General features: G+C 71.9%; 8 protein-coding genes and 1 pseudogene. 6 read left to right on the top strand and 3 right to left on the bottom strand.

The annotated features are described in order from the left end of the window. A pseudogene (locus RBH18_RS27790) lies at positions 1-236 on the bottom strand (VOC family protein); the annotation flags it as partial. Between the two features lie 180 nt (positions 237-416). Next, positions 417-1,142, bottom strand: coding sequence for a MarR family winged helix-turn-helix transcriptional regulator (locus tag RBH18_RS27785; RefSeq protein WP_306212942.1), 726 nt, complete (start codon positions 1,140-1,142; stop codon positions 417-419). Between the two features lie 134 nt (positions 1,143-1,276). Here RBH18_RS27785 and RBH18_RS27780 point away from each other — a divergent pair, with 134 nt between their 5' ends. The 6 genes from RBH18_RS27780 to RBH18_RS27755 all read left to right on the top strand — a co-directional run bounded on the left by RBH18_RS27780 (position 1,277) and on the right by RBH18_RS27755 (position 7,639). After that, positions 1,277-1,924, top strand: a complete 648-nt coding sequence (locus tag RBH18_RS27780; RefSeq protein ID WP_306212940.1) for an FMN-dependent NADH-azoreductase — start codon at positions 1,277-1,279, stop codon at positions 1,922-1,924. Between the two features lie 417 nt (positions 1,925-2,341). Further along, positions 2,342-3,439, top strand: coding sequence for an ABC transporter ATP-binding protein (locus RBH18_RS27775; protein ID WP_306212938.1), 1,098 nt, complete (start codon positions 2,342-2,344; stop codon positions 3,437-3,439). Next, positions 3,436-4,665, top strand: coding sequence for a polyamine ABC transporter substrate-binding protein (locus tag RBH18_RS27770; protein WP_306212936.1), 1,230 nt, complete (start codon positions 3,436-3,438; stop codon positions 4,663-4,665). The genes RBH18_RS27775 and RBH18_RS27770 overlap by 4 nt, the downstream gene beginning before the upstream one ends. A gap of 1 nt (position 4,666) precedes the next feature. After that, entirely contained in the window at positions 4,667-5,521 is an 855-nt protein-coding gene (locus RBH18_RS27765) for an ABC transporter permease (RefSeq protein ID WP_306212934.1), read from the top strand. Then, positions 5,518-6,282 carry an ABC transporter permease gene (locus tag RBH18_RS27760; RefSeq protein ID WP_306212932.1) on the top strand — a complete coding sequence of 255 codons (765 nt, stop codon included), beginning with the start codon at positions 5,518-5,520 and terminating at the stop codon, positions 6,280-6,282. Before RBH18_RS27765 ends, RBH18_RS27760 begins: the two co-directional genes overlap by 4 nt. A gap of 4 nt (positions 6,283-6,286) precedes the next feature. Further along, positions 6,287-7,639 carry an NAD(P)/FAD-dependent oxidoreductase gene (locus RBH18_RS27755; protein ID WP_306212930.1) on the top strand — a complete coding sequence of 451 codons (1,353 nt, stop codon included), beginning with the start codon at positions 6,287-6,289 and terminating at the stop codon, positions 7,637-7,639. Positions 7,640-7,641: 2 nt separating this feature from the next. Here RBH18_RS27755 and RBH18_RS27750 read toward each other — a convergent pair whose 3' ends face one another. After that, positions 7,642-10,668, bottom strand: a complete 3,027-nt coding sequence (locus tag RBH18_RS27750) for a S8 family serine peptidase (protein ID WP_306212928.1) — start codon at positions 10,666-10,668, stop codon at positions 7,642-7,644. Positions 10,669-10,678: the final 10 nt, after the last annotated feature.

Genomic DNA, 10,678 nt, shown 5'->3' with positions numbered 1-10,678 from the left:
CGCGCGACATCCTTGACGTAGAGGCGCAGATGGGCCGGGGTGGGCGGCCAGCCGGGCCCGGCGTCGAAGAGCAGCAGGGCCGTGCCGTCGACGGTGACCTCCGCGTGCAGGATGCGGTCACCGTCGGCGACGCGGGCGCCCGGGACCTCGTGGGCGCCGAGAACCGCGCGGAGGAAGTCGATCTCGGCGGCCGTGTCGGCGGAGATCAGCCAGGGGGCGAGCGTGGTCGTGTGCATGGGGTCACGCTAGGGCGGATTGCGGTCACGTCCCGGCCGGTTCGCGGCCCGTCACGCGCCGGTGGCACGCGCGATGCGCGAAACCGGGCCGGGCGCCGATGTCGTTCCTCGCGGATGGCGCCAGTCGCGGGCGCGGACCGGGGCTCGCGGTTGCCGGTTCCGCCGCTGCGGGGCTCGGGGCTACTGCTTCGCCGTCACGGGACTCGGGGCCGCCGCTGCGGAACTCGGGCCTTCAGCTGACGCCGTCACGGGACTCGGGGCTGACGCTCCCGCCGCCGCTGCGGAACTCGGGGCTTCAGCTGACGCCGTCACGGGGCTCGGGGCTGACGCTTTCTCCGCCGCTTCCGCTGCCGCGGCGCACTCGGCGGCCAGGGCGGCGTCGTCGTCGGCCTGGGCGGCCTGGCAGGCGGCGTGGGCCTCGGGGGTCGGGGGGCGGGCGGCGGCGAGGCCCTCGCTCACCCGGGTGGCGACGCTGCAGCCGACCTGGCGCAGCACCTCGATCTGCTCCGGCGTGAGGCCGTCGATCACGTAGCGGCGGACCGCCTCGACGTGACCGGGCGCGGCGGCGACCACGAGGTCCCAGCCGGCGTCGGTGAGGACCGCGCGGGTGTAGCGGGCGTTCTCCGGGTCGGGCTCGCGGCGCAGCAGGCCGCGCTGCTCGAGGCGCTTGACGACGTTGGAGAGCCGGGACAGCGAGGCGCTGATGGCGCCGGCGAGGTCGCTCAGGCGCATCGTGCGGTCCGGCGCCATGGAGAGCGCGCTGACCGTCATGTAGTCGAACAGGGTGAGCCCGTTGTCGCGCAGCAGCTGGGCGTCGAGGGCGGCGGGCAGCTTGAAGATCAGGCTGGCGAGCGCCATCCAGCCCTGGAGCTCGTGCTCGTCCAGCCACCGCGGTTCGTCGTGCATGGCGGAAATCCTACGGCGGCCGCGCACCCCGGAACGTGACCCGGCTCGCATCAGGTTCAATCTTGAAGTGCAGGTGCTAGGGTGGCGTTCAAGCTTGAACCGCTTCAAGATTGAACCTGTGAGAGGACACCGTCGTGACCCTGTTCCGCCTCGACGCCAGCATTCACTTCGAGCACTCCACGAGCCGCGAGATCGCGGACATCGTCGAGCAGGAGTGGCTGGCCGCCCACCCGGGCGACACGATCGAGCGCCGCCGCATCGGCATCGAGCCGATTCCGGCCACCTACTGGGCCGCCGCGGTGAGCGCCGGCATGACGCCCGAGGACCAGCGCACCGACGAGCAGAAGCAGGCCGTCGCCCTCGCCGCCGAGCTCTACGACGAGCTGGTCGCCGCCGACGCCATCCTCTTCGCCGTCCCGCTGTACAACTTCGGGCCCTCGCAGCACATCAAGGCCTACATCGACCTGGTGGCCACCGACCCCCGGGTCGCCAGCCAGCCGTTCCTGAGCGGCAAGAAGTTCGTGCTCGCCACCGTGCGCGGCGGCGCCTACGGCGCGGGCACCCCGCGCGAGGGCTGGGACCACTCGACCCCGTTCCTGCGCCGCATCTTCGCCGACTCGTGGGGCGCCGACCTGACCGTCGTCGAGCGCGAGTTCACCCTGGTCGGCGTCAACCCGGCGCTGGACCAGTTCAAGGACCTCGCCGCCGAGATGCACCAGGGCGCGCTCGCCTCCGCCCGCGAGGCCGGCAAGGCGCTGGGCGCCCTCCCCCTCGACGCCTGAACCCGCGCGACGGGCGCTGACGCCGCCCGGCCGACCACTCGCGACGGGCGCTGACGCCGCCCGGCGGACCACTCGCGGCGGGCGCTGATGCCGCCCGGCCGACCACTACGGACGCTGCGACGAAGGCGCCGGCCCGCTCCCCGCGGGCCGGCGCTTTCGGGTTTTGATCTTCGGGAGCTTGGATCACGCACGTGGCCCGGTGGGGCTCCGCGCTCTGGACGCGTCAGCGGCCAGCGGAGTCGCGCCGGGCACCTCGGCGTGAGCAGCGGTCCGTACCCCCCACCCCGCTACGACATCGTCCTTCGCATTTGACCTTGATCCGGTCTTTGTTTCAGCCTCGCAAATGTGCGCTGCGTGGTCTTGTTTTCACGCGTTTGCATGTGTCAAGGTCCCCGCAAGATTGCGATGGGGGTGGGGATGGGCGAGGCCGCGATCGAGCTGGCCGGGGTGCACAAGGAGTTCACGGTGCACGGTGAGCGGGTGCAGGCCGTCCGGCGGCTGGACCTGACGGTGGGACAGGGCGAGTTCTTCTCGCTGCTCGGGCCCTCCGGGTGCGGCAAGACGACGACCATGCGGATGATCGCCGGCTTCGAGGAGCCGACGGGCGGCACGGTCCGCCTCGACGGGCGCGACGTGACGGGGATCGCGCCGCACAAGCGCGACGTCAACATGGTCTTCCAGTCCTACGCGTTGTTCCCGCACCTGACGGCGTACGAGAACGTGGCCTTCGGACTGGAGCGCAGGAAGGTCGCCAAGGACGAGATCCGCCGCCGCGTGGGCGAGATGCTGGACATCGTCTCGCTGGCGGGGATGGAGAAGCGGGCGCCGCGCGAGCTCTCCGGCGGCCAGCAGCAGCGGGTCGCGCTGGCCCGGGCGCTGGTCAACCGGCCGCGCGCGCTGCTGCTCGACGAGCCACTCGGCGCGCTGGACCTCAAGCTGCGCCAGCAGATGCAGACCGAGCTCAAGCGGATCCAGCGCGAGGTCGGGATCACCTTCGTCTACGTCACGCACGACCAGGGCGAGGCGCTGACCATGTCGGACCGGATCGCGGTCATGCGGGCCGGCGCCGTCGAGCAACTGGGCACGCCGCGCGAGATCTACGAGCGGCCGGCGACGCGCTTCGTGGCCGGCTTCATCGGCACGTCCAACATCATCGACGGTACGGTCGAGCGCGTCGACGACGGCGTGGCGGTCCTCAGCTACGGGCCGGGCGAGCGCGTGCTCGTGCCCACGTCGGCGCCGGCGGGCACGGCGCTCGAGGTGTCCGTGCGGCCGGAGAAGATCGACCTGTCCCGGGAGCAGCCCGCCGCCACAGGCTGCAGCATGCTTTCCGGCGTGGTGAAGGACGTCGTCTACCACGGCACGTCGACCAACTACACGGTCGGCACGGCGGCGGGGCCCGACCTCGTGGTCTTCGACCAGAACGCCCGGGACGCCGAGGACCTCGCGGGCCCCGGCGACCGCGTGCACCTGACCTGGAGCCCCCAGCACTCCTACCCGATCGGAGCCTCATGAGCCACCTCGATCCCGCCCTCGTCCGGGGGCTCACCACCCGGCGCGGCTTCCTGACCACGGCGGGTCTCGCCGCGACCGGCGCCCTGCTGGCCGCGTGCGGGGTCAAGGGGCAGGGCTCCCCCGCCGCCAGCGCCCCGGCGGCCGACGAGGTCGCGAAGTTCTGGGCCGGCAGGACGGGCACGGGGTCGCTCAGCGTCGCCAGCTGGCCGCTCTACATGGACCCCGAGCAGCCGGAGCTCAAGAAGTTCACCGCGGCCACCGGGATCAAGGTGAACTATCAGGAGGTCATCCAGGAGATGGGGCCCTGGTTCGCCAAGGTGCAGCCGCAGCTGGCCGCGAAGCAGGACATCGGCTACGACGCGATGATCATCACCAACGGGTCGAACTTCGCCAAGTTCCGCAACTCCGGCTTCCTGGCGCCGCTGGATCACGCCAAGCTGCCCAACTACGTGGCCAACGCCGATCCCTCGTACGCCAAGGCCGCCTACGACCCGGGCAACGTCTACTCGATCCCGTGGGCGTCGGGGATCACCGGGATCGCGTACGACGAGAGCAAGACCGGCCCGATCACCAGCATCGCCGACCTGTGGAACCCGAGGTTCAAGGGCAAGGTCGGCATGTTCTCCGACACCGAGGAGCTGGGCAACTACGGGCTGCTGGCGATCGGGGTCAAGCCCGAGGACTCCACGCCGGACGACTGGCGCAAGGCGGCGGAGAAGCTCAAGGAGCAGAAGAGCAGCGGCGTGCTGCGCAACTACTACGACCAGAGCTACATCGACGCGCTGGGCAAGGGCGAGGTCTGGCTCACCCAGGCGTGGTCCGGCGACGTCTTCCAGAAGAACGTCTCCGACGGGACGAACTACAAGTTCGTCATCCCGGCGGAGGGCGGCACGATCTGGACCGACAACTTCACCATCCCGGTCACGGCGAAGAACCCCGTGGACGCGCTCACGCTGATGGACTTCTTCTACCAGGTGCCGGTCTCGGCGAGCCTCGCCGAGTACATCAACTACGTGTGCCCGGTGCCGGCGGCCAAGGAGCAGATCGCCAAGGACGCCGCGGCCGCCACGGGCGAGGACAAGGCGACGCTCGCCCAGGTCGCGGCCAGCCCGCTGGTCTTCCCGGCCGCCGGCGACTACGCGCGGCTGCACTACTACGTGCCGTTCGCGTCGGAGGCCGAGCACCAGGAGTTCCAGAGCGTCTTCGAGCCCGTGGTGCTGGGCTGACGTGCGCCGCCGGCTCGCTCCGTACCTGCTCGTCCTGCCCGGCGGGCTGTGGCTGCTGCTGTTCTTCGTCGTGCCGATGGTGACGATGCTGTCGCTCTCGCTGCAGGAGGGCGACATCGTCTCCGGGTACGTCTTCACGGGGCACTGGCAGACGTACGCCGACGTGTTCGTCAACTATCGGACGCAGCTCGTGCGGTCGCTCGTCTACGGCGCCGCCGCCACGGTCGTGCTGATCGTGGCGGCGTTCCCGGTGGCGTACTGGATCGCCTTCCACGGCGGGCGGCGCAAGGCGTCGTACCTCGTCCTGCTGTTGCTGCCCTTCTTCGTGTCCTTCGTCCTGCGCACGATCTCGTGGCGCTACGTGCTGACCGACGAGGGCATCCTGCTCGGCCCGCTCAAGGACGCCGGGCTGCTGCCGGACGGCTTCCACGTGCTCGGCACGCCGGTCGCCGTGATCCTCGGCCTGGTCTACAACTTCCTGCCGTTCATGGTGCTGCCGATCTACGTCGCGCTGGAGCGCATCGACCCGCGCGTCGTCGAGGCGGCCCGCGACCTGTACGCCGGCCCGGCCGTCGCCTTCCGCAAGGTCGTCCTGCCGCTGGCGCTGCCCGGGGTCTTCGCCGGCGTGCTGATGACCTTCGTGCCGGCCAGCTCCGACTACGTCAACTCGGCGGTGCTGGGCAGCTCCTCGACGGCCATGATCGGGCAGGTCATCCAGTCGCAGTACCTGACCAGCTCGAACTACCCGGCCGCGTCCGCGCTGTCGTTCACGCTCATGGCCGTGCTGCTGATCGGGGTCTTCGCCTACGCCCGCGCGCTGGGCACCGAGGACGTCATGAAGGTGGCCGCCCGATGAGGTTCCTGCGCGTGTACACCTGGCTGGTCGTCGCCTGGCTGGCCCTGCCGATCGCCGTGATGGTCGTGTTCGGGTTCAACGACACCCCGGGCCGGTACAACCAGACGTGGGACGGCTTCACGCTCAAGTGGTACGGGCGGGTGTTCGCCCTCGACGACCTCACCCGCGCCCTCGGGATCTCGCTCGGCATCGCGCTCGCCACGATGCTGATCGCGGGCGCGCTGGGAACGGGCATCGGGTACGCGCTCGGCCGGTTCCGGTTCCGCGGGTCCGGCACGGTCAACCTGCTCATGTTCGCCACGATGAGCTCGCCGGAGCTCGTCATGGGCGCCTCGCTGCTGACCCTCTTCGTGTCGGCGGGCGTCGGGCTCGGACCCGTCACGATCACGATCGCGCACGTCATGTTCTCGATCTCGTTCGTCGCCGTGGTGGTGCGGGCCCGGGTGCTCACCCTCGACCGCTCGCTCGAGGAGGCGGCGGCGGACCTCGGGGCCTCGCCGTGGACGGCCTTCTGGCGGGTCACCTTCCCGCTGATCCTGCCCGCGGTCGGCTCGGGGATGCTGCTGGCCTTCGCGCTGTCGATCGACGACTTCGTGGTCACGAACTTCACCGCCGGCACGACGACGACCTTCCCGCTGTGGATCTGGGGCGCGACGCGGATCGGGCTGCCGCCGCAGGTCAACGTCATGGGAACGCTGATCTTCCTGGCCGGGGTGCTGGTGGCCGTCGGCAGTTCGCTCCGAGCGCGCCGCCGGGCATGAGCACATGCGCTCGCTGGCGGACGCCGAACCCCGGCCGTACTGGCTGACCCAGCCGGGGGCGCCGGTCGCGGCCGACCCGCTGATCGACGCCGCGGAGGCCGACCTGGCCGTGATCGGGGCCGGGTACAGCGGGCTGTGGACGGCCCTCATCGCCAAGGAACGCGATCCCGGGCGGGATGTCGTGGTGCTCGAGGCGGGGACGGCGGGGTGGGCGGCTTCCGGGCGGAACGGCGGCTTCTGCTCGGCGTCGCTGACGCACGGGTACGCGAACGGGGTCAGCCGGTTCCCCGCCGAGATGCCGCTGCTCACGGCCCTGGGGCGGGACAACCTCGACGCCATCGCCTCCGCCGTGTCGCGGTACGACATCGCGTGCGGCTTCGAGCGTACGGGGGAACTGCAGGTCGCGACCGCGCCGTGGCAGGTGCGGGAGCTGACCGCCCAGCCGGGGCAGGTGCTGCTGGACCGGGAGGCGGTCCGGGCCGAGCTCGACTCCCCCACCTACCTGGGTGGCGTGTGGGACCGGGACGGGTGCGCGATGGTCGATCCGGCCCGGCTGGTGTGGGGGCTGCGGCGGGCGTGCCTGGCGCTGGGGGTGCGCATCCACGAGAACACCCGGGTCGAGGCGATCGAGACGCGGCCCGGCCGGTTGCGGCTGCACACCCTGCAGGGGCGGTTGGATGCCCCGCACGTGGCGCTGGCGACGGGCGCGCACGGGACGTTGCTGCGGCGGCTGCGGCACTATCTGGTGCCGGTGTACGACTACGCGCTCATCACCGAACCCGTCGACCTGTCGTCGATCGGGTGGCGGAACCGGATGGGTGTCGGCGACTCGGGGAACCAGTTCCACTACTACCGGCTCACCTCGGACAACCGGATCCTGTGGGGCGGGTACGACGCCGTGTACTACCGCGACGGGCGCATCGCCGTCGACCACGACCAGCGGGAGGAGACGTTCCGGACGCTCGCGCGGCACTTCGCGACGACGTTCCCGCAGCTCGACGGCGTCCGGTTCACGCACAAGTGGGGCGGCGTGATCGACACGTGCAGCCGGTTCACGGGGTTCTACGGCACGGCGTACGGGGGGCGGCTCGCGTACGCGGCGGGCTACACCGGGCTCGGGGTGGGCGCCACCCGCTTCGGGGCGCAGGTGATGCTCGACCTGCTGGCCGGGGCGCCCACCCCGCTCACGTCCCTGCGCATGATCCGGACCAAGCCGGTACCGTTCCCGCCGGAGCCGCTGCGCAGTGGCGTCATCGAGCTGACCCGGTGGTCGATGGCCCAGGCCGACAAGCACGGCGGGCGGCGCAACCTGTGGCTCCGCACGCTCGACAAGGTCGGCCTGGGCTTCGACTCCTGACGTCAGCCGGTGACGGTCACCGGGATGCGCTTGAGCTCGGTGGTCCCGTCACCCACGACCAGGACACCGGCGTACGTGCGGCCGGCCTCCAGCCCCGACCAGCGCAGCGTGAGCGTGGCGGTCGCCCCCGCCATGAGCGTGCGCCGCTTCGGGTCGATCGTGAGCTTGCCCGTGGTCGTGCCGGGCGCCCCCGGGGCCACCACGGTCCAGGTGAGATCGTTGGACGCGACGCCGTCGAGGATCTCCTGGTCGATCACCAGCGTGTAGTCGCCGCCGCCGTCGGGCAGGACGACCGTGGCGCCCCGGCGGGTGGCCGCGGCCTGGGTGACGAAGGTGCCGGCGGCGTCGTACACCAGGGCGGTCCAGTCGGCGCACGGGTCGCCGTCGTCGCACTGGGTCCCGTACTGGGAGGTGAGGTTGATCTGGGGGTTGACCGCCCCGGACGGGACCGTGACGGTGGTCCGCAGCATCGACGCCGGCAGCGGGGCCGGCAGCGTGCTCAGGTCCGTCTCGTTCCAGTCGATGCCTCGCGTGTCGCCGGTGAGGGTGGCGGTGCGCGCCTCCCCCGCGGTCAGGCCGGCGGCCTGGACCTGCAGCGTCCCGGTGTAGCCGGCCTGGAACTGCAGGGCGACGCTGCCCTGGGTGCCGGTGCCCGTGACGGTGTCCGGGGCGACCAGGGCGGTGTTGCGGACGATCAGCGGCGTCCGGACGGCGTGGCCCCGGTTGTCCGAGAAGGTCAGAGCCCCGTCGACCCAGGAGCCGGACGCACCGCCGGCGTGGGTGACCTTGATCGTGTAGGTGACGCTCTTGCCCGGCTGCAGCGCGAAGCTCGCGGGCGAGACCTGGACCCGGTAGCCCTCGGGCGCGTCGATCGACACCTTGTACTGCGAGGCCTTGTCGCTGACGTTGGTGACCGTCCGCTTGACCGTCTGGGTCCCGAGCATGTTCCCCAGCGAGACCGACGGGTAGTTGAGGTCGCGGGCGGTCAGCGGCGTGCGGTCCGCGCAGAACTCCAGGCCGGTCAGCTGCACGTCGCCGCCGCGCTCGTCCTCGACGCCGCAGAGGAAGTCCAGCCAGTCGTCGGCGTCGTTCTCGTAGACCAGGCCGGGGTCGAGGGCGTCGGCGGGCCGGGCCTCCCCCGCGCCGTAGTCGTTGGCGTCGGCGTCCGATCCGGCCTTCTGCATCCGGCCGCCGGTGCTGGTCACCGCGCTCGCGGTGGTCATCAGGGCCGACTTGACCATGTCCGGGGTCCAGTCGAGGTGCTTGCCCTTGACCAGCGCGGCGAACCCGGCGAGGTGCGGCGCCGCCATCGAGGTGCCGGACATGAGGGTGAAGTCCCTGTCGCCCTCGGCCGGGGACGTGGCCGCCGCGACGTCGACGCCGGGCGCGGCGATGTCGGGCTTGAGCAGGTCGGCGCCGGTGAACACGGACGGGCCGCGCGAGGAGAAGCCGCCCACCGCGGGCCACTCGACCGGGGTCCACGCGCCGGTCGTGAAGGTCGCGGTCGGGTTCGCCGTCTTCGCGTACGCGGTCAGGACCGCGCCCACCTTGTCGTCGACGTGGGCGGCCGGCAGCACGTGCAGGTCGGCGATCTGGCCGTTCGCGTCCCACGGGGACTGGTAGAGGATCATCGCGGCACCGCCCGCCGCGGCGACCACCTGCCCCTTGGCCACGCGTCCGGTCTCACCGCCGCGGGCGCAGAGCACGATCTTGCCCTTGGCCTTCGCCGGGTCGAGCGCGCCCACCTCGCACAGGCCCGCGTAGTAGCGGCCGATGTCGTCGTCCTGGACGGCCGCGTCCGCCGCATCGATCAGCGGGGCCTTTCCGGCGCCCGCCCCGATCCCGACGCCGGTGACGGTCCGGCCGTCGCCCAGGGTGATCGTCTTGAGGTAGCGGTGGTCCTGCTCGGTCGCGGCGACCGTCGTGACCCACGGCCCGGTGTTGTCCACCGTCCCGCCCGGCCCGTCGTTGCCCGCGGCGGCCGACACGAAGACGCCGGCGGCGGCCGCGTTGAAGAACGCCGCGTCGGTGGCACTCCAGTACTCGTTGCCGTCGCCGGCCGAGTAGTTGATGACGTCGACGCCGTCCGCGACCGCGTCATTGATCGCCTGCACGATGTCGGCCTCGGCACCCATGCCGCCGCCCGCGCCGTCGGACCAGAGCACCTTGTAGATCGCGAGGCGGGCGGCCGGGGCCATCCCGGTGATCTCGCCGAGGTCGAACCCGCCCGCGCTGGCGGCCACCCCGCTGCGGCCGGCCGCCGTGCTCGCGGTGTGCGTGCCGTGCCCGTTGGCGTCGCGCGGGGAGTCGAACTCCTCGGGGTTGCCGATCTGGGCCTTGCCGCCGTACCAGCGGGCGCCGATCACCTTGTTGTTGCACAGCGGCTGGGCTTCCTCGCCGAAGTCGCACGTGCCCTTCCACTTGGCGTCGATCACCGCCTGGTCGGGGCGGGGCTCGGGCAGGGCCGCGAAGCTCGGGCTCTCCGGCCAGTAGCCGGTGTCCAGCACGCCGACGATCACGCCCTCGCCCGCGCGGGTGTCGCCGCCGTACTGCTGGGCCCACAGCCCGTCCTCGCCGGACAGGCCCAGGTAGGACGCGGTGTTCGACGTCTGGATCCGGACCGTGCGGTCGGCGAACACCGCCTGCACGCCGGACGTGTCGCGCAGCGTCCGGGCCTGGGCCGGGGTCAGCTCGGCCACGAAGCCGTTGAACGCGGTGTCCATCGTGGCCTCGGGCGTGACGTGCGCTTTCGCCGTCACCGCCGCCCGGCGGCCGGTCAGATAGCCACGGTACGCGCGGGCGGCCGCGGAACCGCGGTTGAGCTTGGCGCCGTCGCGCGGCTTCGTCGCCGGCAGGCCCTTCACGTCGCCCTCGTACGTGGCCAGCGGGTCGTCCGCCAGCTGCACGAGGTATCGGCTGGTTTTCTCCGGGTCTGCCGGTGCCGCGGCGGCCGTGCTGCTGCCGGGCAGGGCCACAGCCGCGGCGGAGACCGCCAGCAGCAGCACGGCCAGAGGGATGGTGGGTCGCACTCGTTCGTTC

Origin of the sequence: Actinoplanes oryzae (genome assembly GCF_030757795.1) — a bacterium.
In the GTDB taxonomy this organism is placed as follows: Bacteria; Actinomycetota; Actinomycetes; order Mycobacteriales; family Micromonosporaceae; genus Actinoplanes.
The sequence above is the reverse complement of the archived record's forward strand: the minus strand, read 5'-3'. Positions and strand labels throughout refer to the sequence as shown.

Coding starts and splice junctions, on each gene's coding strand:
- RBH18_RS27785 (WP_306212942.1), bottom strand. CDS start 1,142: ATGCACGACGAACCGCGGTGGCTGGACGAGCACGAGCTCCAGGGCTGG.
- RBH18_RS27775 (WP_306212938.1), top strand. CDS start 2,342: ATGGGCGAGGCCGCGATCGAGCTGGCCGGGGTGCACAAGGAGTTCACG.
- RBH18_RS27770 (WP_306212936.1), top strand. CDS start 3,436: ATGAGCCACCTCGATCCCGCCCTCGTCCGGGGGCTCACCACCCGGCGC.
- RBH18_RS27760 (WP_306212932.1), top strand. CDS start 5,518: ATGAGGTTCCTGCGCGTGTACACCTGGCTGGTCGTCGCCTGGCTGGCC.
- RBH18_RS27755 (WP_306212930.1), top strand. CDS start 6,287: ATGCGCTCGCTGGCGGACGCCGAACCCCGGCCGTACTGGCTGACCCAG.